This is a genomic window from Streptomyces sp. ISL-94 (assembly GCF_018614075.1).
In the GTDB taxonomy this organism is placed as follows: Bacteria; Actinomycetota; Actinomycetes; order Streptomycetales; family Streptomycetaceae; genus Streptomyces.
The window spans coordinates 21,328-44,767 of record NZ_JAGGOZ010000108.1; the positions used below are offsets into that span (position 1 = coordinate 21,328).

Genomic DNA, 23,440 nt, shown 5'->3' on the forward strand with positions numbered 1-23,440 from the left:
GATGGCCACGTACGAGTGGCAGGCGATCGCGGACGAGTTCCTCGACTACCTGGGCGCCCTCTCCGTCGAGACGCCCGACCTCGACACCCCGGAGGCCAAGGCCGCCCTCAAGGACGCCACCGAGGCCGCGGCCGGCGCCGTCGCGTTCGCGGCGTACTTCCCGCACTGCGACTTCCACATCACCCTCGACTACGTGAACTTCGGCATGGGCTACGACCCCCGTAGCGACGAAGACGACGCCGAGGAGAGCGTCACACCTGGCGAATGGATCGACGCGTTCTGTCTCGCGATCCTCTCGGACAAGGCCACGTGGCGCGGCGAGGCCTTCCACTTCGCCCGTCAGAAGTTCGCCGAGAAGGCACAGGGAACCCCGGCCGGCGAGCTCGCCACCGGCTTCATGGCCCAGGTCATGGGCGACACCGGAAACGACGACGATGACTACCCGCCGAGCGCGCAGGCGAAGCTCGTCGCCATCGACGCCGCACTGGCCCGCATCGGCAGCCGGGCGGAGGAGACCGGCGAAAGCCTCCTCGACCGGCCGGACAGCGTCGCGCTGAAGACCCTGCGTGCCCTGGCCGCCGAGGACCGGGAGGCCTTCGACGCGGGCCTGACCGCCCTCCTGCTCCCGCACACCACCCTGTACGGCCCCAGCGCCTCCCCGAGCAGTCTCCTCCCGCTCCTGCCGCTCGGCTTGGCCGCGCTCGCGTACCGGACCGTGGGCTGGATGCCGGCCCTGCACACCGACTACCTTCCGCACGCCCTGGTCACCGGCTTCGAGACCCGCGGCCCGAGGGTCGCGGGCTTCGGCCGCGACCGGCGCCCGGACGCCCTCACCGCGCTGGCCGCCGGACCGCTGGTGGTCGAGCGGCCGGTTTACGAACGCACCGTGCACGAGGAGACCGAGGCGCAGTTCGACCAGTACACCCGCGAGGCCTTCACCCCGGAGGACGGAAAGCCCCTCGCCGTATGGCGGCTCGGGAGCGCCATGCGCTACCAGGAGCTCCTCTTCAAGTGGCGGGCCGGGAACTCCGACGACGTGACGGACGCCCAGCTCACGAACCTGCGGCTGGCTTCCCAGATGGGGGCGGCCCTGTTCCGTATCGCCCTCGCCAAGCCGGGCACCGAGGCCGAGGTGACCATCGACGGCCAGACCCTCCGCTACCCGGCCGAACGGGACGAGGAGGCGGGCCCCGCCGCCTGGGAGCACGCCACCGCCTTCGCCCTGATCACGGGCGTACGCGAGGACCTCGCCCCCCTGGTCCTCACCGGCCCCGCGTTTGCCGCCAAGGACGGCTCGGCCTTCACCGCGTACCGGGAGGCCCTCCATGCCTACCTGAGGGGCGTGGACCCCGAGCAGGCGGCGGAGCGGGCGCTGCGGGAGGTGGAGAAGGCCAAGGACTGGGGCTTCTTCCCGCCGCCGGCCGTCCTGCTGTCGCAGCTCGTGGAGGGCGACGAGGAAAGCTTCAACCTGGCGCTGGCCGACGCCCTCGAAGCCCACCGCGACCACTACCAGGTCGCCGACCGAGCCGACGACCCCGACGCCACGATCAACCTCAACGTCCTCGCCCTGGCCTGCCACGCCCGCCGCCGCGGCTGGAGCATCCGGGTCGAATCCCCGTACCTCCCCCAGCGGCTCCTCCAGGCTGCCGAACCCTTCTAGCCCCGGCGGTACGTCCAGCCGGACAACGGACAGCCGCGAACCGAACCCTGTCCACAACTCTTGCTTGAAAGGGGGGCCGTCATCCCCATGGGGGCGGGCGGTACTTCTGGCATTTCCCACCCGCCGGCGTACTGCGTTCACGGCAGGCAAGGGCTTTGAACCACCTTGGTGGCGTAGGGTTTTGACGAGCTGTGGCTGCTGTGCCATGAGGGGTTGGGGGAGTACATGGACGGGACGGTCGAGGGGGCAGCGGCGGGCGAGGCGGACTTGGCACGCCGTAGACGTGTGCGGCGCGGCGCGGTCTGGGGCGGGATCGCCGGCGCGGCGTGCGTCGTCCCGATCGCCATTGAGGGTACGGAGCACTGGCCCGGGTGGCTCAACCTGACGATCTGCCTCGCCCTGGGCCTCTTGGGCGCCTTTGGCGGGGCGGTGACCGCGTACCGGGACGGCGTCAAGGCCGAGGTCCGCAGGGACACGCTCGATGCGGGCGAGACGGAACTGAGTCAGTACCAGGTGAAGTTGATCCCCGAAGGCGCTCCGGCGCCACCGCCCTTCAAGGAGAACGACTACACGTCCTACTCCCTGACGACGACCACCCGCCGGCTCCAACTGTGGGAATTCGGCTACATGCCGCAGTGGAGCCATCCGTGGGGGGAACTGCGCCTGACCATGGAGGGGCACGTCGTGGTCGTCACCGGGCCGCAGGGCCTACTCGGCCGGTTCGTGCTGGGAAGGAATGTCGTACCGGAGGAACTCGTCCTGGTCTCGAACCGTCTGCGCGCCCGCGCACCCGGCCGGTCGTCACCCGCATCGCCAACAGCTCCCCGTACGGACTGAGCTGGGCGGACGGGCGGAAGGGTGGAGCCGGGGGCGTCCTCCCCGATCACGCGAAACGGGAGGGCTGTCCGCGAACGTGACGCCGGCCCACGAGTGTCCTGGGTCGACGGCCGCCGGGTGCTCCGCGACCTGGTGGGCCGCGTCCGCGCCCAGCAGCCCCGTCCGCCCGACCGCCCGCAGGCGGCCCGCGCCGTCGTGGCGGCCCCGGCCGCGTGCGCGTCGGTGAGCAGGGCCGCCTGCACCAACGCGATCAGCGACTGCAAGACTGCCGCGTGCCGCCGCCCCACGCAGCACGCGGCGCCCTACTCCTGGGCCCGAACAAGGGAGTACGGGTGCGGAGTCGGGCCGGACTGAGTCGCGGCGGTTGTTTGGCAGCGGCGATCGGGGACACACGCGTGGATGACGGTGGTACGTCCCCGCAGACGACGTCCATCGCGGCTGGTGGCCGCAGGCGGCATCCCTCCCCGATGCCGCCCGCGGGCCGCCCGGCCGACAACCGATCGATCGTCTCGTCGCACGGCACCCCGGCCATCCCCGCCTGCCCGCGGGGGCCAGGCCGGTCAAGCCCCCGGCGGTCACTGCCCACACAGCGGCCCCCGGGCCGCCGACGAGACGACGACCGAACGGTGCACGCGGCCACTCCAGTTCGCCGTATCGAGGCAGATATCGATCGAGCGCCCGGAAAAGCGGGCAGCGTGATGGGCCGTGCTCATCTGACGAGCAGGAGGACACACAGTTGCCGTGGTCGCAATAGCCGAGCCGGACCAGCCGGTAGGCATGACCGCAGCGACCGACCGCCGCTGCCGTGATACCCGGCCGCCAGAACACTGCTGCCCCGGGCACTCGACCGCAGCCTGCGCAACCAGCGCGAGGACCGGCACCGGGCCGCGGCCCTGACCGCGCTGATCGCCGACCTGGTGGAGGAGTACGGAAACGGGTGACGGTCGGCTTGGGACGTCGTTGACGTTGGGCTCGGACGTGATGACCGTGAGCGAGTGCCGCGTCGGCCGGCAGACGGCTGTGGGCCGCCTTCCCTCTGGCAATAGGCCGAGCACCAACCGGGCTGCTGCCCTGCGCCGGGGTTCGACTCCGGACCCGGCTGCCACCCGGTCCATCATGTCCCCGAACGCCTCCCGTCAAGGGCCCCTCGGGCGGGATTGGCCGCCGGCTTTCCCGATACCTTCTCGGCCGAGTGGCAGCGTCCAGGGCGGGCAGCATGTAAGTGCTCGGGGAATACCGAACGAAGGACAGGCCATGTCCAGGAAACCGAAACAATCCCAGCCCTCGCACGGTGAGGGACCGAGCAGGCATCCGGGCACCGAGCAACACGGTTGGTCACCGGACGTCGACAGCACGCATACGCAGGACAACCCGAGCGCGCACCGCTCCTTCCACCCTGACAAGTACGCCCCGGCACCCGGGCCCGGCAGGACCGTCTCCAAGGAGGAGGCCAAGGGCACTGGCGCCGACACCGGCGAGAGCACCAGCCGCAGCGGTGAGGATCTTGCCAAGCAGGGCTCGTCCGAGGGCATGCACGACCTCGGCCCCAAGGGCCGCTCCCGGCGCCCCAGCGGTACCAGGGACGCCTCTGCGGTCACGGGCGTGGATCCTCAGGACCCGCCTGCAAAGCGCGGCAAGAGCTAGGACGCAGCGCAGGCTGGTCAGCGGGCCGGGCCGTGTGGTCCCGGCCCGGTCGCGGTAGCCAGCGCTTCTGCGGTGCTGGTTCATGCCGACACGTGTTCCAGGCCGACGGAGGCAGCGCGGCGGGAGGTGTGGACACCAGCGGCGGAGGCAGCTTGCGCTCGACATCCCCGAAGGGATGCGATCACCGGCTGGACGCAGGCGAGTCTTCTCGATCTCCGCCCCCGGGTGGCAGCCCACGCTCCGCTACCTGCCGCGCGGTGTGGCCACGTTGTGGAAGCGGCGTTCACCGGTTACCGCTTCGCTCGCCGCGGCCATAGGCCGCAGCAGGGCCGACCTGCTGGCCGAATTCGACACCCCCCACTCCACCGACAGAGATACTCGCCGGCTTGTTGTTGCTCGTCTGCGGAACCGCCTGCGTCTTCGTGGTCGGCCGGCTTCTGCGCAGGCTGCGCTCTGTGGCGAGGGGGACAGCCGTGGAGGGTCGCTGCGTGCGCGTGCATTAACCGCCGACCTCACATGAGTCCAGCAAGCCGGGTCGGGGCGAGGTGTCGGCGGGGCCGCGCACCGACGGGGCCAATGTCTAGAATCCTTGACATCGAGTATGGATGCTTTTACATTCTCCATGTCAAAGTTGTTTTACATCGGCATGGGAGAGAGGGGAGACGTGGCCTTCGAGGAAAAGCGCGTGTGGATCATGGGGGTGGTCGCCGTCGCCTCGTACGCGGTCTACCTGGCCCTCGTTCTGGGCCGGGCCGACGAGGGCCTGCCCCTTACGGAGGTGCCGTACGTCGCCCCCCTGCTCTGGACGGTCGGGGGCTCCATCGCGGCCTCGATCCTCCTCCACATCTCGATGGCGATCGCCTCGCCCGGCGAGGCCGACGTCAAGGACCAGCGGGACAAGGAGATCGGCCGCCTCGGGGAGTATGCCGGGCAGTCCTTCCTCGTGATCGGCGCCGTGACCGCGCTGATCCTTTCGATGGCCTCGGCGGACCGCTTCTGGATCTCCAACGCGATCTACCTGGGCTTCGTCCTCTCGGCGGTGCTCGGCTCCGTCGTGAAGCTCGCCGCCTACCGCTGGGGGTTCCAGACGTGGTGAGGCCGACCGGCATCACGAACCGGATCAGGACCCTGCGCTTCGAGCACGCGGAGATGACGCAGGCAGATCTGGCGGAGCGCATCGGGGTGACCCGGCAGACCGTCATCGCCATCGAGAAGGGCCGCTACTCGCCCTCGCTCGAGACGGCGTTCAGGATCGCCCGCGCCTTCGCGGTGCCGCTCGAACAGGTCTTTCAGTACGCGGACGAGGAAGGGACGGCGCCGTGAAGGCGATCGTGCAGAACACGTACGGCTCCTCTGATGTACTGTGTACTGCAGCTGAGGAACATCAGTGCGCCGAAGCCGGGCAAGGGCGAGGTACTCATAGCCGTCCGGGCCGCCGCGGTCGACGCCGGGGTCTGGCACCTGATGAGCGGCCGGCCCTACCTGCTGAGGCTCATGGGATACGGGGTGCGCGCGCCCAAGGTCCGCGTACGCGGCCGGGAGGTCGCCGGGCGGGTCGAGGCAGTCGGCGAGGGCGTGACCGCCTTCCGGGTCGGCGACGAGGTGTTCGGCATCTGCGAGGGCTCCTTCGCCGAGTACACGAGCGCCCGGCAGGACAAGCTCGCCCACAAGCCCGCCGGCCTCCCCTTGGAGCAGGCGGCCGCGCTCCCCACCTCTGGGCTCACCGCGCTCCAGGCGCTCCGCGACGCGGGCCGCGTACGGTCCGGGCAGCGGGTCCTGGTCATCGGCGCCGCCGGCGGGGTCGGCACCTTCGCGGTGCAACTGGCCAAGGCGTACGGTGCGCACGTCACCGGGGTGTGCAGCACCGGGAAGACGGAGCTCGTGCGCTCGCTCGGCGCGGACGAGACCATCGACTACACCCGCGAGGAATTCGCCGACGGCACCCGCCACTACGACCTCGTCCTCGACACCGCGGGCGGTCGCACCCTGACCCACCTCAGGCGCGCCCTGACCCCGCGCGGAACGCTCGTCATCGTGGGCGGCGAGGGCGGCGGCCGCTGGCTCGGCGGCATCGACCGGGTCCTGCGGGCCGTGCTGCTCAGTCCCTTCGTACGCCACACCCTCAAGGGGTTCGTCGCCGTCGAGCGCAAGGCCGACCTCGACGTCCTCAAACAGCATGTGGAGGACGGCACCCTCATTCCGGCCGTCCAGCGCACCTGCTCACTCGAGGGAGCCGCGGAAGCCGCCGAGGAACTCCACCGGGGCGGGGCGCGCGGCAAGATCCTGGTCACTCCCTGAACAGGTTCCAGTGCAGGAGTCAGGGCCGCGGGTACGGCGTGCCGGGCACGGCGTGCCGTGCGCAGCTGGGCGGTCTCGTCCACGGGCAGTGGGGCCCGACGCGGTGAGGTGCTCGGGAAACGCGCAGGCGGAAGGTGCCGTAGGCGGGCGACATCGCGCCCACGCGACCAGGGGGACGTGTCGGTCCGGCCCGCGTGGGCACCTGCGTCAGTGCTGGACAACCGCGGGCGCTGTGGACCTGTGCCCGATTTTCACGCCCCTCGTCGCGGTCAAGGGCGGCCGGCGCGCGCTGCCATGCACGCCTGGTTGCCGTAGGCCCGCGAGGTACGGGCCGCACCGGGTAGGACACACGACCAGCCGTAGTTTGAGAAGCCACACCTCGGGTCAAACGTGTACAGCCCGGCTCCTACTTTTTGGAGATGTGATGCCCGAGAAGAACCCGTTGAAGGCAGTAACCGACAAGGTCACCGATGTCATGCACGGCGCTACGCCAGGTCCGCAGGGCCCTGAGGAAGGGATTCCGGGCAAGCCCGCCCCCGTGTCCCCGCAGCTCACCGAGCCGGTTCAGCCTGTCGAGCCGCTGCCGCCCAAGGCGGACCAGCGGGGCCCCGAGACGGTCAGCCCGACCGGCCAGCCCACCGGAGCCGACCAGGCCCGCATGGCTCAGAGCGGCGCCTACCTGACGACCGCGCAGGGCACCCGGCTCCACGACACGGACCACTCGCTCAAGGCGGGCCCGCGCGGGCCCGTGCTGCTGCAGGACCACCACCTGCGCGAGAAGATCATGCACTTCGACCACGAGCGGATCCCCGAGCGCGTGGTCCACGCCCGCGGCGCCGCCGCGCACGGCGTGTTCCAGGCGTACGGTACGGCGGAAGGGGTCACGAAAGCCGCCTTCTTGACCAAGGACGCCGAGACGCCGGTGTTCGTGCGCTTCTCCACCGTGCTGGGCTCCCGAGGATCCGCCGACACCGTGCGCGACACCCGCGGCTTCGCCACCAAGTTCTACACCGAGGAAGGCGTCTTCGACCTGGTCGGGAACAACATCCCGGTGTTCTTCATCCAGGACGCCATCAAGTTCCCCGACATCATCCACGCCGGCAAGCCGCATCCGGACCGGGAAATCCCTCAGGCCCAGAGCGCGCACGACACCTTCTGGGACTTCGTGTCCCTGCACACCGAGGCCACCCACCACACGCTGTGGAACATGTCCGACCGCGGCATCCCCCGCTCCTACCGGATGATGGAGGGCTTCGGCGTCCACACCTTCCGCCTCGTCAACGCCGAAGGCGCCACGACGCTGGTGAAGTTCCACTGGAAGCCCAAGCTGGGCGTGCACTCCCTGATGTGGGAGGAGGCGCAGATCCTCGGAGGTGTCGACCCCGACTTCCACCGCCGCGATCTGGCCGACGCCATCGAGTCCGGCGCGTTCCCGCAGTGGGAACTCGGAATCCAAACCTTCCCCGACCTCCCGGACCAGACCTTCGAGGGCATCGACCTTCTCGATCCCACGAAGATCGTGCCGGAAGAGATGGCGCCGGTCCAGCCGGTCGGGCTCCTCACCCTGAACGCCAACCCTTCCAACTACTTCGCCGAGACAGAGCAGGTCGCCTTCCACGTCGGCCATCTCGTGCCGGGTATCGACGTCACCGACGACCCTCTGCTGGCCGGGCGCCTGTTCTCCTACCTGGACACCCAGATCACCCGGCTCGGCGGCCCCAACTTCCCACAACTGCCCATCAACCGCACCCATGCGCCCGTCAACGACATGCTGCGCGACGGCATGCACCAGACGGCCGTGCACCGCGGGGCGGCGCCCTACCACCCCAACAGCCTCGACGGAGGCTGCCCCTTCTTCGCCGGCGCCGACACCGGTGCCTTCATCGAGGTACCCGTCGAAGTCCCGGCAGCCCAGAAGGGCCGCACGGCGCCCGCCTCCTTCGGCGACCACTTCTCCCAGCCGCGGCTGTTCTGGCTGAGCATGAGCGACGTGGAACGCGAGCACATCATCGCCGCCTACACTTTCGAGCTCTCCAAGTGCTACGAGCAGGCCGTCAAGGAGCGGGTGCTGAAGACGCTGGCCAACATCGACGGGGAACTGTGCGCCCAGGTCGCCGCCGGGCTGGGACTGTCCGTACCGGCAGCCACGGAGCCGCTCGCGGACGTCCGCCCCAGCCCGGCCCTGTCCCAGGTCGGCCGCACCTGGCCGGCGGATGGACGAACCATCGGCATCGTCGCCGACGCGGCCGCCGACCTGGCCGGCGTGCGCGAGGTTCGCGAGGCCGTCCTGGAGGCGGGCATGGTGCCGCTCGTGATCGCCCCCGCAGGCGGGACGCTTGGCGACAAGGGTGGACCGGTGACCGTGCAACGCACTTTCGCCGTCGCGCGTTCGGTCGAGTTCGACGCCCTGTTGTTCGCGGGTGTGCCCGAAGCGGGCGCCGACGCGTACGGTGCCCGCGACGCGAAGGCAGGTGACCCGAGGCGCGCCGCCGGAGACCCACGGGCTGTGGCGCTGCTCGCCGAGGCCTACCGGCACGGCAAGGCCGTCGGCGGCTGGAACGGCGCGGAGCGCCTTTTCGAAGCGGCTGGCATCCGCGCCGGCGAGGCAGGCACCGTCGTTGCGGACGACGGGCCGGGCGCTCTGGAGCAGCTCACCGGGCTGCTGGGCGCCCACCGCGTCTGGGACCGCTTCCCCGCCTCGGCCGTCTGAGACCGCCCGCACTGCGAACCCTGCCACGCCTCAACCGGCGGAACGTCGCGGTGATGGTGCACACGCCCGGCGAGGGGATCCAGTGCGACTGGCTGGAACTCCCGAACCGACCCCGAGGGTTGGGGAGTGGGCGAGAGCGAGCTCACCTGTTGGTGGGCGCGCTCGCTCAGTCGGGCCGGTGGCGGGCGGTTCTTTCGGAGTCCGAGGACTTCCTCTACCTGCTCCAGGCCCTCGACGAGCGCGTGCAAAAAGTCGCCACGCGCGGTCACAGGCCGCGATGGATGCCGCCGAGTCACTCGGCGCGGAACGCCTTCCGAACGAGTTCGCCGAACTGGTCGGGGTGCGTGGTCAAGCCGGTGTGCCCGCCGGGGAAGTGCAGGAGTTCCATGCCGAGACGCTCGGCCAGAAAGGCGGCTGGACGGTAGGGCAGTTCGCCGCGTGAGTCGTGGCCGCCGGCGAGCACGAGCCGGTCCGACAGTGCCTCCAGTCGGTGGATGTCCGGGGTGTAGGCCATGAAGCGGGGCACGATGCGCCCGAGGAAGTACGGCAGGTTGGCCATCGTCTGCTCCGCCCGTGCCGCTGCCTGCGGTGGAAGCGTGAGCTCGGCCTTCGGCTCGGTGGTGTCGCCGTCTTCGGTTTCGCCGTCTTTCTTCAGGCCGGTGGCGAACACGGCCATCGCCGGCATGAGCCCCTGGGTGCGGAACGTCTCCTGTACGCATGCGAGGAGCGCACGGTGTTCGGAGGCGTCCGGCAGGACCTCCACGAGCGGCGGTTCGTGCGCCACGAGGCGTTCGACGCGTTCGGAACGGGTGGTGAGCAGGTGTACGGCGGCGATCGCGCCGGAGCTGGTGGCGAACACCCGGGCGGGCTCATCGGGCGACAGCAGGTCCAGTATCCGCAGCGCGTCGTCGGCGTGCTCGGCTACGCGCTGCTCGGCCTCGGGGTCGTCCAGTGTGCTTCGGGACATGCCGCGCGGGTCGTAGGTCGCGACGGTGTACTCGGCGGCCAGATCATCGGCGATGCCGTCGAAGGAGGCCGCGCCGCCCGTCCCTCCGGGGATCAGCAGCAGGAGCGGGCCGTGGCCGCGTACTTCGTAGTGGAGGGTCGCGCCGTTGACGCGCAGGCTTCCGGTGGTCGGGCCGGTCATGCGGATTCTCCTTCTCGGGTCGGAGGCCAGTGCTCCAGCAGGGTGTGCAAGGCGTCGAGGGCGCGGACCCAGGACTGCTGCGGCGAACGCTCGTGCGCGAACCCTCCCGCGGCCTCCAAGGCGACGAACCCGTGGAACGTGCTGCGCAGCAACCGGACCGCATCGGTCAAGTCGGGCTCGGCCAGTCCGTAGCCGCGCAGCATGCCGTAGGTCAGCTCGACCGCGCGGCGTGGTCCGGGCGCTCGTGCGGCCAGTTCAGGGTCGATCCGGATCGGGGTCTGCGTCGCCGTGTAGCGGCCCGGATGCCGGTGGGCGTACTCCCGCCAGGCGTTGGCGAACGCGACCAGCGCGTCCTTGCCCGCCCGTCCGGCGGTCGCCTCCGCGATGCGGATGGTCTTCTCGTCCGCCGCCAGCAGCGCGATCCGTCCGCGCAGATCCTCCAGACCCCGCACATGCGTGTAGAGACTCGCGTCCTTCACGCCGAGCCGCCTCGCCACCTGCGACATGGTCACCTGCTCGAGCCCGACCTCATCCGCCAGCTCGGCACCCGCGATCGTCACCCGCTCCGGCGTCAAACCCGCCCGCGCCATGCAGTCTCCCCTTCACCCCAGGCTTTCCTAGGAGTCCTAGGTATAACCTAGTGATACTAGGAACACAAAGGGAAGGGAGTGCGCCGGGACGCCGCCGTTTGCAGGGTCCAGACGGTGACTCGCGGCGCGGTGTTTCCCGGGGGGGAGGTAGGTAGCGCCTGCGGGAAGTTACATACTCGATGATCGCGCCCCGTCGTGGATGCGTATGGCGTTGCCGTGCCCGGACCGTGAGTGAAAGTGATGGGGGATATGAAGGACGATGTGAACGGACCGGTCGTACCGGAGGTGGTGGACAGTCCCGCTCTGCGCACCCAGCCGACTGGTGGCCTGGCGCGGTGGATGCTGCGCCATCAGGTGCAGCCGGTCGGGCCGGCGGCCGGTGAGGGGCACGCCGAGCCCCACGCATGGTGGAAGGTGATGTGCCTGACCGGCGTGGACTACTTCTCCAGCCTGGCCTACGTCCCGGCCATCGCCGCACTGTCGGCCGGGGCGGTCTCGCCGTTGGCCACGCTGTTGATCGTGGCGTTGACCCTGTTCGGCATGCTGCCCATGTACCGGCGCGTGGCCAAGGAGAGCCCGCACGGCGCCGGGTCGGTCGCGATGCTGGAGGACCTGCTGCCGTTTTGGCGGGGCAAGCTGTTCGTCCTGGTCCTGCTGGGTTTCGTCGCCACTTCCTGGATCATCACCATCACCCTGTCCACCGCGGACGCCTCCGTGCACGTGGTGGAGAACCCGTTCTTCCCACAGGCCCTGCACGGCCACGAGGTCGCCCTGACGGTCGCCCTGCTGCTGGTGCTCGGCGGAGTGTTCCTGCTCGGCTTCAGCGAAGCGGTGAAGGTGGCCATCCCGCTCGTGGCCGTCTTCCTGGCGCTGAACGCGGTCGTCATCGCCGTCGGTGTAGCCGAGGTACTCAGCTCCCCGAGTGCGTTCTCGGCCTGGACGGACGCCCTGTTCGAAGGGGGAGGCGGCTGGGGCGGCCTGGCCGGGCCGGCACTGCTGGCGTTCCCGCTGCTCGTCCTGGGCCTGTCGGGATTCGAGACAGGCGTGAGCATGATGCCGCTCGTGGCCGCCGACGGCGCCGATGACGAGCAGCGGCTGCGCTCGCGGATCCGCAACACCCGCAGGCTGCTGACCACCGCCGCCCTCATCATGAGCGTCTACCTGCTGGCCGCAAGTGTCGTGACCACCCTCCTCATCCCCCACGAGCAGTTCGAGCCCGGCGGCGCGGCCAACGGCCGAGCCCTGGCCTGGCTGGCCCACGAGCACGTCGGGGAGGCGTTCGGCACCGTCTACGACATCAGCACCATCCTGATCCTCTGGTTCGCGGGAGCATCGGCCATGGCGGGGCTGGTCAACATCGTGCCCCGGTATCTTCCCGGCTACGGCATGGCCCCCGAATGGGGACGGGCAGTGCGCCCCGTCGTGATCGTCTACACCGCTTTGTGCGTCATCATCACCATCGCCTTCGACGCGGACGTCGACAAGCAGGCCGGCGCCTACGCCACGGGCATCCTGGCCATGATGGTCTCCGGCGCGTTCGCCGTCACCGTCTCCGTCGCGCGCCACCGCCGACGCGCCACCGCCGTCGGTTTCGCGGTGCTCACCGCGATCCTGTTCTACGCCCTGCTCGCCAACATCATCGACAAGCCCGACGGCATCGCCATCTCCGGCCTGTTCATCCTCGGCATCATCGTCGTCTCGCTGGTCTCGCGCGTCTCGCGCACCACCGAACTGCGCGCCGACCGCATCGTCTTCGATGCCGACGCCCGCCGGTTCATCCACGACACCCTGGCCCACGACAACGCCATCAACATCATCGCCAACCGGCGGCAAGCCGGTGACAGCGCCGAATACTCCGCCAAGGAATACGAGCAGCGCGGCACCAATCCGGTGCCCGGCCCGGCCGACGTACTGTTCCTCGAGATCGACGTCGTCGACCCCTCCGACTTCAGCGACACCCTCACCATCCGCGGAGTGGCCGTCGACGGCTACCGGATCCTGCGCGCGGAAGCTCCCGCCGCTCCCAACGCCATCGCGGCCATCCTGCTGGCCCTGCGCGACGCCACGGGCATCCAGCCCCACTGCTACTTCGCCTGGGCCGAGGGCAGCCCGCTGCTGCACATGTTCCGCTACTTCCTGCTCGGCCGTGGTGACACCGCCCCGGTCACCCGAGAGATCATCCGCAAACACGAACCCGACCCCGATCGCCGCCCCGGCATCCACGTCGGCGGCTGACCCGAACCGCGGCCGGCGAAGGAACCGGCCCAGCACACCGCGGCAGGGCCGTCGGCGGCACCGCCAAGAGGCCTCCCCCGCTGAATGTCACTGCGGCGGCGTACGGTACCCACCGCGAGCCGGCGGCGGCAGTCGGGCGCCTCTGTCCCCTCGGCCGGAGCCCACCAGAGGCGGTGGCTGCAATTCGCCACAAGAATGGCGGTACGGCCGCGTCTGGCCATCAGAAGAGTGCTGGTCCGTGCGGGCGGCGAGGGATGGACATATGGACGATGCGGATTTCGGCCGCCTGCTGGCCGGGCTGCTGTCCGACGCGCACCGGTGCGGTCTGGACGACCTTCCCGCCCTGGTCACCGCAGCCGCGCGCTCCATGGGCCTGCTCGAAGCGGTGATCTACCTGGCCGACATCCAGCAGACCCGCCTCATGCCCCTGCCCCCGCCCCTGCCCGACGGAGCATCTCCCCTGCAAGAGGCCATGGACGACAGGCCGGCCCTCGCGATGGACGGGACGCTCGCCGGCTGGGCCTACCGCACCGAGTCCCTGCGCCTGGCGTCCTCGGGCGACCTCGTGATCTGGCTGCCCCTGGTCGACGGCATCGAACGGATGGGCGTCCTGCGCCTCACGGCTCCCGCACTGGATGCCGCCGCCCTCGAGCAGTGCAAGACCCTGGCCTCACTCATCGGCCAGTTCGTCTTCTCGAAGATCGACACCAGCGACACCGCGCTCCGCAGCGTGCGCACCCGGCCGATGGCCCTGCAGGCCGAGCTCGCGTGGGCGTTCATGCCGCCGCGCACGATCGGCAGCCACTGCGTCACCTCCAGTGCCGTTCTCGAACCGGCCTACGAGATCGGCGGGGACGCCTTCGACCACACGGTGACCGCCACCACCCTGCACCTGTCGGTGATCGACGCGATGGGCCACGACCTCGCCTCCGGGCTGTGTGCGGCCGTGGCCCTGGCCGGCTGCCGCTCCACCCGCCGGTCCGGCGGCAGCCTCGCCGACATCACCGAAGCCGTCGACGGGGCCCTCAACCGATGGCTTCCCGACCGGCTGCTCACCGCCGTCTTCGCCGACCTCGACCTCAGGACCGGCACTCTGACCTGGGTCAACTGCGGTCACCCGTCACCCCTGCTCATCCGGCACCAGCACGTGGTCCCCGAGTCGCTGCAGCGCTCCGCACAGCTTCCCCTCGGCCTCAATCCCCACGGCACGCGGACACCCAGCGTGATGCACCATGCCCAGCTGGAGCCCGGCGACCGCATTCTCCTCCACACCGACGGCGTCACCGAGGCCCGCTCCGCCGGCGGTGAGCTGTTCGGCGAGGACCGCCTCGTCGACACCATCGTCCGCGCCACCGCCGCGGGGGACGCCGCTCCCGAGGCCCTGCGCCGCTTGGTCCGCACCATCCTCGACCACCACGACGGCCGCCTCACCGACGACGCCACGATCCTCCTCGCCGAATGGCACCCACCCGCCACCAGCCACCCGTCCGAGCGGGACCGGGCGCACATCGCCAAGCACCGCGCGGCTGCAACCTCCCGCCCTCCCCGGACGGGATCCTCTACATGACCCGCCGCTTCAGCCGGTGGCCGGGCGGCGGCCGAGGCGCGTCAGCGCACCCAGGGGCGCCACACGTCCTCGTTCCGCTCGACCCACTTCTTCGCCGCCTGCTGCGGTGACAGCTTCTCCTCGGCGATCATCAGGGCGACCTCGTTCTGCTCCTCGGCGTTCCAGCGGAACCTCTTCAGGAACGCCGCCGCCTTCCCTCCCCCGTCGGCGAAGCGCGCGTTGAGGTACTTCTGGAGCGGGGTGTGCGGGTAGGCACAGGCCACCTTCTCGGTGTCCGCGTCGCAGCCCTCGGTGTACTCGGGCAGCTTCACCTCGGTCATCGGAACCCGCTCGAAGAGCCACTGGGGCTTGTACCAGTACGTCAGGAAGGGCTTCTTCTCCTTGGCGAACTGCTTGATCTGGGTGATCTGCGCGGCCTCCGAGCCGGCGAAGACCACTTCGAGGTCCAGACCGAGATTCTTCACGAGCGCCTTGTCGTTCGTGACGTACGACGGGGAGCCGTCCAGCAGCTGGCCCCTGCCGCGGCTCTCGGCCGTCCGCAGCTGGTCGGTGTACTTGCCGAGGTTCTTCCAGTCGGTGACGTCCGGATGCGCCTCGGCGAAGTAGGTCGGTACGAACCAGCCGATGTGGCCGGTCACCCCCAGCTCGCCGCCGTTGACGATGGTCTTCTTGTCCTCCACGTAGCGCTTCTGCTGCTCCGGGTGGCCCCAGTCCTCCAGGATCGCGTCGACCCGGCCCTGGCTGAGCGCGTCCCACGCCGGCACCTCGTCGACCTGGACGGTGTCCACCCGGTAGCCGAGTTCGTGTTCGAGCAGGTAGCCCGCGACGGCGGTGTTGGCCTGCGCGCCGACCCACGACTGCACGGAGAGCGTGACGGTCTGGGCGCCCTGGGCCGCCGCGTACGGGGAGGCCTGGCGGGTCATGTCGGCGGCTCCGCAGCCGGTGACGACGGCCAGGGCGGTCGCCACGGCGAACCCGGTGACGACGGCGCGGCGCACCGCTCTCGCGGGCCCTGTGCGCTTCATCGGTTCCATCGGCATCTCAGGCCTCCTTCGCGGGCTGGGTGATGCGGTCGAGCAGCAGGCCGAGGCAGACGATCGCGGTGCCGGCCACGAGGCCGGTGGCCAGGTCGCCCTGGGCGAGGCCGAGGACCACGTCGTAGCCGAGGGCGCCTCCGCCGACCAGGCCGCCGATGATGACGACGGCGAGGACCAGGACCACGGCCTGGTTGACGGCCAGCAGCAAGGCGGGCCGTGCGAGCGGCAGTTGGACCTGGCGCAGCTGCTGGGCCCCGGTCGCGCCGAGCGAGCGGGCGGACTCCAGCGCGGCCGGGTTCACCTCGCGCAGCCCCTGTGTGGTGATCCGTACGACGGCGGGCAGCGCGTAGACGACGGCAGCGGCCGCCGCCGGGGCGCGGCCGACGCCGAACAGGGCGACGACCGGGATGAGGTAGACGAACTGCGGCATCGTCTGGCAGATGTCGAGCACCGGGCGCAGCAACCGCTCGGCGCGGGTGCTGCGGGCGGCGCCGACGGAGATCGCGAAGCCGAGCACGAGGGTCACGGCGACGGCGGCGAGCACCTGCGAGAGCGTGTCCAGAGCGGGCTCCCACACACCGAGGACGCCGATCGCGGCCAGGGCGAGCACGGCGGTCAGGGCGGTGCGCCAGGTGCCGACCAGCACGCCGATGGCGCCGACCAGCAGCAGGAGGAGCCACCAGGGCGCCGCCTGGAGGCCCGTGCGCATCGGGTCCAGGACCCAGCCGGTGAAACGGGCGGCCCAGTCGGCTGTGCCGCCGATGAAGGGGACGCCGGAGTAGAGGTGGTCGGTCATCCAGTCGACGGCCCGGTTGACGGGGTCCGCGAGGGATACCGTCCAGGATCCGGGCCACTGGGAGGTGCCTGCCATCCGGCCGGCGACCGCCACGGCGACGGCCGCGAGGAGGCAGAGCAGGCGCCCGTACCAGCCCGCGAACACGCTGCGCAGGAAGTGCTGTTCGGCCATGGGGGGCGGGGTGGCCCCCAGCCGGCTGCCCGCGGCGTCCGCTGTCCGGTCGAGGACGACGGCGAGCAGCACGATCGGGATTCCGGCGGCGAGCGCCGCGCCGACGTCGACGGAGGCCAGCGCCTGGTAGACGCGGTCGCCGAGGCCGCCCGCGCCGATCACGGAGGCGATGACGGCCATGGAGAGGCCCATCATGATGGCCTGGTTGACGCCCAGCAGGACCTGCCGGCGGGCCAGCGGGAGCCGTGCGGTCAGCAGCCGCTGGCGCCCGGTGGCGCCGAGCGAGGCAGCGGCTTCCAGCACCCCCGCGTCGGCCTCGCGCAGGCCCAGCGCGGTCAGACGGGCCATGGGCGGGGCGGCGTAGACCACCGTGGCGAGGACGGCGGCGGGCACGCCGATCCCGAAGACCAGCACCATCGGCAGCAGGTACGCGAAGGCGGGCAGGACCTGCATCGTGTCCAGTACGGGGCGCAGCGCGCGCTCGGTCCGCGGCGACAGCCCGGCGGCGAGGCCGAGCAGCCCGCCGACGACGACGGAGGCGGCGACGGCGACGGCCATCAGGGCGAGGGTCTGCATGGTCGGCACCCACATGCCGAGCAGCCCGCAGACGGCGAAGGCGGCCATCGAGGTCAGCGCGAGCCGGACACCGGCGAGCCGCCAGGCGACGAGCCCGGCCAGGGCGGTGACCCCGGTCCAGCCGGCGGCGAGGAGGAGCACGTACACGGCGCGCACCGACACCACGACGGCGTTGCTGACGTGCCCGAAGAAGTACAGGAAGAGGGGGTGGCTGTCGCGGTGGTCGACGACCCAGTCGCCGGCCCGGCCGAGCGGGTCCGACAGGTCCACGGCCAGGGCGCCGGGCCAGCTGCCCGCGCCGGGGAAGAGGAAGCCGAGCGTGCCGAGCACGACCGCGGCGACGGCGAGGGGCAGCGCCCGGCGGCCGGCGCGATGGGGGAACAGGGCTCTGCGGGGGCGCTCCTGCGGCCCGGCGCTGGAGGCGCCGGCGGGGCGGCGCGGCTGCCGGCCGGATTCGGGCCGCGCGGGCTCACGTACGGGTGCGGCGGTGGAGGTCATCGCGACCACCGCCGGGGGCCGGCGGCCGGGCGGCCGGTTCGGGTGCTCATGCGGCCACCTCCCCGGCCGTGGGGGCGGGTATCCCGGCGACGACGGCGAGCAGCGCCGCGTCGTCGACCACGCCCAGGCAGCGCCCCTGGTCGACGACCCGGGCGGGGCCGCCGCTGCGGGCGACCGCCTCGATGGCCTCGACGACGGTGGTGGCGGGGGCGAGGGCCGGCCCCTGCTCGGCTTCCGCGGCCGACGCGGGGCGCATGGCGCTGCGTACGGTGAGGACCTGTTCGCGCGGTACGTCACGCACGAAGTCCCGTACGTACTCGTCGGCCGGGGAGCCGACGATCTCCTCGGGAGTGCCGAGCTGCACGATCCGGCCGTCGCGCATGAGGGCGATCCGGTCGCCGAGGCGCAGGGCCTCGGCCAGGTCGTGCGTGATGAAGACCATGGTGCGGCCCTCCTCGTGGTGCAGGCGGGCCACCTCCTCCTGCATCTCCCGGCGGATCAGCGGGTCGAGGGCGCTGAACGGTTCGTCGAACAGCAGAACCTCGGGGTCGGCGGCGAGGGCGCGGGCGAGGCCGACGCGCTGCTGCTGACCGCCCGACAGCTCGCCGGGGCGGCGCTCCTCCAGACCGTCGAGGCCGACCTTGGCGATCATCTCGGTGGCCTTGGCTCGCCGTTCGGCGCGGCCCATGCCCTGGATCTCCAGGCCGTAGGCGACGTTGTCCAGGACGGTGCGGTGCGGCAGCAGGCCGAAGTGCTGGAAGACCATGGCGGCACGGTGGCGCCGCAGTTCCCGCAGCCGGCCCTGGTCCATGGCCAGGACGTCCTCGCTGTCGATGGCGAGTGAGCCCGCGGTGGGCTCGATCAGCCGGGTCAGGCAGCGTACGAGGGTGGACTTGCCGGAGCCGGACAGGCCCATCACCACGAAGACCTCGCCCTTGCGGACGTCGAAGCTGACGTCGCGGACGGCGGCGGTGCAGCCGGTGCGCTCGCGCAGCTCGGCGGCGGACAGCCCGGCGTGCGCGGAGCCGGGCACCTTGGCGGCGGCGGCGCGCGGGCCGAAGACCTTCCACAGGCCGTTCACCGAGAAGACCGGGGGCCGGGTGTCGGGTTCCCGGCCGGCGGCTGCCCTGTCGACCGTACTCGCGCTCGTACTCGTACTCGTACTCGTACTCGCGCTCGTACTCGCGCTCGTGTTCACGTTCTCGTTCTCGTTCATCGGGCAGCGCCTCCCAGCAGCTCGGCGGCTTTCTCGCCGACCATGAGCACTCCGATCATCGGATTGACCGCGGGCATCGTGGGGAAGACCGACGCGTCCGCGATCCGGATCCCCTCCAGGCCCCGGACCTTCAGGTCCGGTCCGACCACGGCCCCGCTGTCGTCGGCGGCGCCCATCCGGCAGGTGCCCGCCGGGTGGTAGACGGTGTGGGCGACGGACCGGGCGTACGCGCTGAGTTCCTCGTCACCCGTGACGGCCGGGCCGGGACACACCTCGCGCTTGAGCCAGCCGGCCAGCGGCTGCGTCGCGGCGATCTCGCGGGCGATCCGGATGCCGTCGACCAGCGTGCGGGCGTCGTAGTCCTCCTCGTCCGTGAAGTACCGGAAGTCGAGGGCGGGCTTCACCTCGGGGTCCGCACTGGTGAGGTACAACCGGCCCCGGCTGCGGGGCTTGGGGATGTTCGGGGTCAACGACACTCCGTGCGCCGGGCGTTCGTAGCCGATGCGCTCCGGGTTGTCGGTGAAGGGGACCTGGTAGAAGTGGAACATCAGGTCCGGCCCCTGGGAATCGGGGTCGCGGCGGACGAACAGCCCGGCGTCGCTGTCCATCGCGGAGTTCTCCGGGATGGGGCCGTCGGTCTCCCACACGATCACCGACTCGGGGTGGTCGAGGAGGTTCTCGCCGACGCCCGGCAGGTCGTGGACCGGAGGTATGCCGAGGGCTTCCAGATCCGCGCGCGGGCCTATGCCGGAGTGCAGCAGCAGACGCGGGGTGTCGACTGCCCCCGCGCACACGATCACCTCGCGACGGGCGCGGATCAGCGACCGGGTGCCGTCCTTGGCCGTTACGCGCAGCCCGCGCGCCCGCGTGCCCTCCAGCTCCAGGCGGTACGCCCAGGTCTCCAGCAGCAGGCTGAGGTTCGGCCGTTCGTCCATGACCGGGTGGAGGTACGCCACCGAGGCGGAGGAGCGCTTGTTGGTCTCCGGGTGGTAGGCGAGGTCGAAGAAGCCGGCGCCCTCGTGGAACGGCTTCCGGTTGAAGCCCTCGACGGTGGGCACGTCCAGCGCCTGCCCGGCCGCGTCCACGAAGTCACGGGCGATGGCGTTCCGGTCGGCCTCGCCGACGGGGACGATGTTGTTCAGCAGCTTGTCGAAGTACGGGTCCATGGCGGCGGCGTGCCAGCCCTCGGCGCCCGCGGCCTCCCACTCGTCCCAGTCTGAGGGCAGCGGCTTGAAGGCGATGAGCGTGTTGTGCGAGGAGCAGCCGCCCAGGACGCGGGCGCGGCTGTGCCGGATGTGCGAGTTGCCGCGCGGCTGCTCGGTGGTGGGGTAGTCGTAGTCGAGCTCGCCGCCGAGCAGGCCCATCCAGCGCCGCAGGGTCAGCACGTCGGGCCGGTCGACATCGCTCGGGCCGCCCTCGATGACGGCGACCGTGACCTCGGGGTCCTCGGTCAGCCGGGAGGCGATCACCGATCCGGCGGTGCCGCCGCCCACGATGACGTAGTCGTATTCCGGTGCGGACTCTTCGGTGGCGCGTGTGCCGCGGTGCGTGTCCGTCGTCATGACGATGTTTCCTTTCAGCCCGCGAACCAGCGCACGGGGCGCGGAGCCAGGTTCTGGTAGACGTGCTTGGCCTCGCGGTACTCGGCGAGACCGGACGGCCCGAGCTCGCGCCCGACACCGGACTTCCCGAAACCGCCCCACTCCGCCTGCGGCAGGTAGGTGTGGAAGTCGTTGATCCAGACCGTGCCGTGGCGCAGCCGGCCGGCCACCCGGCGGGCGCGGCCCTGGTCGGCCGTCCACACGGCGCCGGCGAGCCCGTACTCGGTGTCGTTGGCGAGCGCCACGGCCTCGTCCTCGGTACGGAACGTCTCGACGGTCAGGACCGGACCGAAGACCTCCTCCCGGACGACGCGCATCCGGCGGTCGCAGCGGTCGAGGACGGTCGGCTGGTAGAAGAAGCCGGGGCCCTCGGGGCGTTCGCCGCCCGCGCGCAGTACGGCGCCCTCGGAGAGAGCGGAGGCGACGTACGACTCGGTGCGCTCGCGCTGGGCCGCGGAGACCATCGGGCCGCACTCGACGCCTGGGTCGGTGCCGCGGCCGAGGCGGATCCGCTCGGCGCGGCGGGCGAGCTCGGTGACGAACCGGGCGCGCACCGACTCCTCGATGATCAGCCGGGAGCCGGCCGAGCAGACTTGGCCGCTGTGCATGAAGGCCGCGTTGAGAGCCTGGTCGACGGCGGTGTCGAAGCCCGCCGCGGTGGCGCAGGCGTCGGCAAAGACGACGTTGGGGTTCTTGCCGCCGAGTTCGAGGGCCACCTTCTTGACCGTGTCGGCGGCCGCGTGCGCCACCTTCGTTCCGCTGGCCAGGCCGCCGGTGAAGGAGACGAGGTCCACGTCGGGGTGGGCGGCGAGGCGGGCGCCGACGGGGTCGCCTGCGCCCGTCACCAGATTGGCGACGCCGGACGGCAGCCCGGCCTCCGCCAGCAGCTCTACGAGGACGATCGTGGACAGCGGGGTGATCTCACTCGGCTTGATCACGAAGGTGTTGCCCGCGGCCAGCGCCGGGGCGACCTTCCAGCTCGCCTGGAGCAGCGGATAGTTCCACGGGGTGATCAGGGCGCAGACCCCGACCGGCTCGTGGACGACCACGCTGTGGATGTCGGGGGAACCCGCGTCGACGACCCGGCCGCCGCTCTCGGTGCTGACGACGTCGGCGTAGTAGCGGAAGGCGTCGATGACGCAGTCCACGTCGACCCGGCCCTCTTCCAGGGTCTTGCCCGCGTCCAGGCTCTCCAGGAGGGCGATCCGCTCGCGGTCGCGCTGGAGCAGGACGGCCGTACGGCGCAGCAGGGCGGCGCGCTCGGCCACCGGGGTCTGCGGCCACTCCCCGCCGTCGAAGGCGGCACGGGCTGCGCCCACCGCCGCGTCCGCATCGGCGGCGCTACCCTCCGCGACCACCGCGAGCACGGTGCCGTCGGCCGGGTCCAGGATCTCCCTGGTGGCCCCGGTAGCGGCGGACCGCCACCTTCCGGCTGTGTGAATGCTCTGCTGCTCCGACACGACGCGCTGTACCTCCGGTTCCCGTACCGCGGCGGACCCGCGGTATGGCTCAATGGGGCGCGCTTGCCCGAAGCGCCCGAGGTCATGTCCCCAGCGTCACTCAACGTGACCGGTGTCACTCGTGGCGCAGCCCTTACCGGGCCAGTCACAAACCGGCGGCCGAGGGCAGCGGGAAGGCGTCCACCGCCTTCCCGTGGGGCGTCGCGGCCTCGCGCGGCGGTTCGGCCGCGCGCCTGGTGGAGTGGGCTCGTCATCCAGTCCGGGAGCCAAGATCGATTGTCAGTGGTGGGTGAGAAGGTAAGAGCATCAAGTCGGAAAGAGGGGGAGCGGTCATGACCGGAAACCAGAACTACATCAATCACGTTGCTCTTGTATTGGATGCCAGTTCGTCCATGTCGCACCTGAGCCGCAAGGTCGTCGAAGTCGCCGACCAGCAGATTGCATATCTGGCCCGCCGATCGCAGGAACTGGACCAGGAAACCCGCGTCACCGTGTACGTCTTCGCAGACAAGGTGGAGTGCGCCATCTACGACAAGGACGTGCTGCGGATGCCGTCCCTGAAGCAGCTGTACCGGGCCGGTGGAATGACGGCTCTGCTGGCAGCCACGCTGAAGTCGCAGGGGGAGCTGGCGCAGACCGCTCAGCTGTACGGCGACCACAGCTTCCTGACGTTCGTACTGACCGACGGGCAGGAGAACGCAAGTCATCGCTGCCCGGATGCCCCTTCCAGGGATCCGCGTGAACTGGTGCAGGCCGTGGCCAAGATGATCGAGACGCAACAGGACAACTGGACGCTGGCCGTCCTCGTGCCGGACCAGATGGGCAAGCGCGAGGCCATGCAGTGCGGTTTCCCCAAGGACAACATCGCCGTCTGGGACGCCACGAGCACACAGGGTCTGGAGGAAGCCGGGCAGGTCATCCGGCAGGCCACCGAGAACTTCATGGCCGGCCGCGCCCAGGGCATCCGGGGATCGCGGGCGGTATTCTCCACGGGTGCGGAAGCGGTCAACAAGGACACCATCAAGGCAGCTGGTCTCACCCCGGTGAATCCGTCGGATTACCAGCTGATTCCGGTGGCTCGCGATGCGGCGATCCGGGACTGGGTCGTCGAATGCGGACACACTTACCGTACCGGTTGTGCGTTTTATCAGCTGAGTAAGCCGGAGAAGGTCCAGGCGCAAAAGCAGATTGCGGTGCTGGAGAAGAAGACCGACCGGGTGTACACGGGGCCGGAGGCCCGAACCCTGCTCGGCCTGCCGAACACGGAAGCCCGCGTCAAGCCGGACCACAATGACGACTTCACGATCTTCGTGCAGAGCACCAGCGTGAACCGGAAGCTCGTACCGCACACGCGGCTCCTGCTCATGATCTGACGCCTGGGCAACCCCGTCGGGTAC

At 70.8% G+C, this 23,440-nt stretch carries 18 protein-coding genes; 11 read left to right on the top strand and 7 right to left on the bottom strand.

From position 1 onward, the window contains the following. Nucleotide 1 precedes the first annotated feature (1 nt). The 8 genes from J7E94_RS28530 (at nucleotide 2) to J7E94_RS28565 (ending at nucleotide 9,149) form a co-directional block, all read left to right on the top strand. Complete coding sequence (locus J7E94_RS28530) at nucleotides 2-1,660, top strand: immunity 49 family protein (RefSeq protein ID WP_251057357.1); 1,659 nt, start codon at nucleotides 2-4, stop codon at nucleotides 1,658-1,660. Nucleotides 1,661-1,885: 225 nt separating this feature from the next. After that, nucleotides 1,886-2,497, top strand: coding sequence for a hypothetical protein (locus tag J7E94_RS28535; protein WP_215019685.1), 612 nt, complete (start codon nucleotides 1,886-1,888; stop codon nucleotides 2,495-2,497). A gap of 93 nt (nucleotides 2,498-2,590) precedes the next feature. Beyond that, nucleotides 2,591-2,851, top strand: coding sequence for a hypothetical protein (locus J7E94_RS28540; protein ID WP_215019686.1), 261 nt, complete (start codon nucleotides 2,591-2,593; stop codon nucleotides 2,849-2,851). A gap of 900 nt (nucleotides 2,852-3,751) precedes the next feature. Next, nucleotides 3,752-4,141 (top strand): hypothetical protein, encoded by a 390-nt coding sequence (locus tag J7E94_RS28545; RefSeq protein WP_215019687.1) that lies wholly within the window; start codon nucleotides 3,752-3,754, stop codon nucleotides 4,139-4,141. 622 nt (nucleotides 4,142-4,763) lie between these two features. Beyond that, complete coding sequence (locus J7E94_RS28550) at nucleotides 4,764-5,237, top strand: hypothetical protein (protein ID WP_251057358.1); 474 nt, start codon at nucleotides 4,764-4,766, stop codon at nucleotides 5,235-5,237. Next, complete coding sequence (locus tag J7E94_RS28555) at nucleotides 5,231-5,464, top strand: helix-turn-helix transcriptional regulator (protein ID WP_215019688.1); 234 nt, start codon at nucleotides 5,231-5,233, stop codon at nucleotides 5,462-5,464. The genes J7E94_RS28550 and J7E94_RS28555 overlap by 7 nt, the downstream gene beginning before the upstream one ends. Before the next feature lie 33 nt (nucleotides 5,465-5,497). Next, the gene (locus J7E94_RS28560) at nucleotides 5,498-6,439 is read left to right on the top strand and encodes an NAD(P)-dependent alcohol dehydrogenase (protein WP_251057359.1); all 942 of its coding nucleotides are present in this window, start codon (nucleotides 5,498-5,500) and stop codon (nucleotides 6,437-6,439) included. A 424-nt stretch (nucleotides 6,440-6,863) separates the two neighbouring features. Then, the gene (locus J7E94_RS28565) at nucleotides 6,864-9,149 is read left to right on the top strand and encodes a catalase (RefSeq protein WP_215019689.1); all 2,286 of its coding nucleotides are present in this window, start codon (nucleotides 6,864-6,866) and stop codon (nucleotides 9,147-9,149) included. A 292-nt stretch (nucleotides 9,150-9,441) separates the two neighbouring features. Here the strand turns inward: J7E94_RS28565 and J7E94_RS28570 are convergent, their stop codons facing one another. Both J7E94_RS28570 and J7E94_RS28575 read right to left on the bottom strand, forming a co-directional pair. Next, nucleotides 9,442-10,296: an alpha/beta fold hydrolase gene (locus J7E94_RS28570; RefSeq protein WP_215019690.1), complete on the bottom strand. Its 855-nt coding sequence runs from the start codon at nucleotides 10,294-10,296 to the stop codon at nucleotides 9,442-9,444. Continuing rightward, entirely contained in the window at nucleotides 10,293-10,886 is a 594-nt protein-coding gene (locus tag J7E94_RS28575) for a TetR/AcrR family transcriptional regulator (RefSeq protein WP_215019691.1), read from the bottom strand. The genes J7E94_RS28570 and J7E94_RS28575 overlap by 4 nt, the downstream gene beginning before the upstream one ends. A gap of 249 nt (nucleotides 10,887-11,135) precedes the next feature. On the opposite strand from J7E94_RS28575, the gene J7E94_RS28580 reads away from it, so the two are divergent. Both J7E94_RS28580 and J7E94_RS28585 read left to right on the top strand, forming a co-directional pair. After that, on the top strand, nucleotides 11,136-13,121 hold the full coding sequence (locus J7E94_RS28580; protein ID WP_215019692.1) for an amino acid transporter: 1,986 nt from the start codon (nucleotides 11,136-11,138) through the stop codon (nucleotides 13,119-13,121). 262 nt (nucleotides 13,122-13,383) lie between these two features. Next, nucleotides 13,384-14,688: a PP2C family protein-serine/threonine phosphatase gene (locus J7E94_RS28585; protein WP_215019693.1), complete on the top strand. Its 1,305-nt coding sequence runs from the start codon at nucleotides 13,384-13,386 to the stop codon at nucleotides 14,686-14,688. 41 nt (nucleotides 14,689-14,729) lie between these two features. On the opposite strand, the gene J7E94_RS28590 is transcribed toward J7E94_RS28585, so the two are convergent. The 5 genes from J7E94_RS28590 to J7E94_RS28610 all read right to left on the bottom strand — a co-directional run bounded on the left by J7E94_RS28590 (nucleotide 14,730) and on the right by J7E94_RS28610 (nucleotide 22,043). Beyond that, nucleotides 14,730-15,611 (bottom strand): ABC transporter substrate-binding protein, encoded by an 882-nt coding sequence (locus J7E94_RS28590; RefSeq protein WP_251057366.1) that lies wholly within the window; start codon nucleotides 15,609-15,611, stop codon nucleotides 14,730-14,732. A 118-nt stretch (nucleotides 15,612-15,729) separates the two neighbouring features. After that, complete coding sequence (locus J7E94_RS28595; protein WP_215019694.1) at nucleotides 15,730-17,766, bottom strand: ABC transporter permease subunit; 2,037 nt, start codon at nucleotides 17,764-17,766, stop codon at nucleotides 15,730-15,732. Nucleotides 17,767-17,812: 46 nt separating this feature from the next. After that, a complete protein-coding gene (locus J7E94_RS28600; protein ID WP_215019695.1) occupies nucleotides 17,813-18,982 on the bottom strand; it encodes a glycine betaine/L-proline ABC transporter ATP-binding protein in 1,170 nt (389 codons plus the stop codon). After that, nucleotides 18,979-20,544: a GMC family oxidoreductase gene (locus J7E94_RS28605; RefSeq protein ID WP_215019696.1), complete on the bottom strand. Its 1,566-nt coding sequence runs from the start codon at nucleotides 20,542-20,544 to the stop codon at nucleotides 18,979-18,981. Before J7E94_RS28605 ends, J7E94_RS28600 begins: the two co-directional genes overlap by 4 nt. Nucleotides 20,545-20,558: 14 nt before the next feature. Next, nucleotides 20,559-22,043 (bottom strand): aldehyde dehydrogenase family protein, encoded by a 1,485-nt coding sequence (locus J7E94_RS28610; protein WP_215019697.1) that lies wholly within the window; start codon nucleotides 22,041-22,043, stop codon nucleotides 20,559-20,561. A 332-nt stretch (nucleotides 22,044-22,375) separates the two neighbouring features. Here J7E94_RS28610 and J7E94_RS28615 point away from each other — a divergent pair, with 332 nt between their 5' ends. After that, nucleotides 22,376-23,416 carry a vWA domain-containing protein gene (locus J7E94_RS28615; RefSeq protein WP_215019698.1) on the top strand — a complete coding sequence of 347 codons (1,041 nt, stop codon included), beginning with the start codon at nucleotides 22,376-22,378 and terminating at the stop codon, nucleotides 23,414-23,416. The last annotated feature ends 24 nt before the right edge of the window (nucleotides 23,417-23,440 follow it).

Excerpts from the sequence above, each read along its gene's own strand:
- J7E94_RS28530 (WP_251057357.1), top strand. The coding sequence starts at position 2 with ATGGCCACGTACGAGTGGCAGGCGATCGCGGACGAGTTCCTCGACTAC.
- J7E94_RS28535 (WP_215019685.1), top strand. The coding sequence starts at position 1,886 with ATGGACGGGACGGTCGAGGGGGCAGCGGCGGGCGAGGCGGACTTGGCA.
- J7E94_RS28545 (WP_215019687.1), top strand. The coding sequence starts at position 3,752 with ATGTCCAGGAAACCGAAACAATCCCAGCCCTCGCACGGTGAGGGACCG.
- J7E94_RS28550 (WP_251057358.1), top strand. The coding sequence starts at position 4,764 with ATGTCAAAGTTGTTTTACATCGGCATGGGAGAGAGGGGAGACGTGGCC.
- J7E94_RS28560 (WP_251057359.1), top strand. The coding sequence starts at position 5,498 with ATGTACTGTGTACTGCAGCTGAGGAACATCAGTGCGCCGAAGCCGGGC.
- J7E94_RS28565 (WP_215019689.1), top strand. The coding sequence starts at position 6,864 with ATGCCCGAGAAGAACCCGTTGAAGGCAGTAACCGACAAGGTCACCGAT.
- J7E94_RS28570 (WP_215019690.1), bottom strand. The coding sequence starts at position 10,296 with ATGACCGGCCCGACCACCGGAAGCCTGCGCGTCAACGGCGCGACCCTC.
- J7E94_RS28575 (WP_215019691.1), bottom strand. The coding sequence starts at position 10,886 with ATGGCGCGGGCGGGTTTGACGCCGGAGCGGGTGACGATCGCGGGTGCC.
- J7E94_RS28580 (WP_215019692.1), top strand. The coding sequence starts at position 11,136 with ATGAAGGACGATGTGAACGGACCGGTCGTACCGGAGGTGGTGGACAGT.
- J7E94_RS28585 (WP_215019693.1), top strand. The coding sequence starts at position 13,384 with ATGGACGATGCGGATTTCGGCCGCCTGCTGGCCGGGCTGCTGTCCGAC.
- J7E94_RS28590 (WP_251057366.1), bottom strand. The coding sequence starts at position 15,611 with ATGACCCGCCAGGCCTCCCCGTACGCGGCGGCCCAGGGCGCCCAGACC.
- J7E94_RS28595 (WP_215019694.1), bottom strand. The coding sequence starts at position 17,766 with ATGACCTCCACCGCCGCACCCGTACGTGAGCCCGCGCGGCCCGAATCC.
- J7E94_RS28600 (WP_215019695.1), bottom strand. The coding sequence starts at position 18,982 with ATGAACGAGAACGAGAACGTGAACACGAGCGCGAGTACGAGCGCGAGT.
- J7E94_RS28605 (WP_215019696.1), bottom strand. The coding sequence starts at position 20,544 with ATGACGACGGACACGCACCGCGGCACACGCGCCACCGAAGAGTCCGCA.
- J7E94_RS28615 (WP_215019698.1), top strand. The coding sequence starts at position 22,376 with ATGACCGGAAACCAGAACTACATCAATCACGTTGCTCTTGTATTGGAT.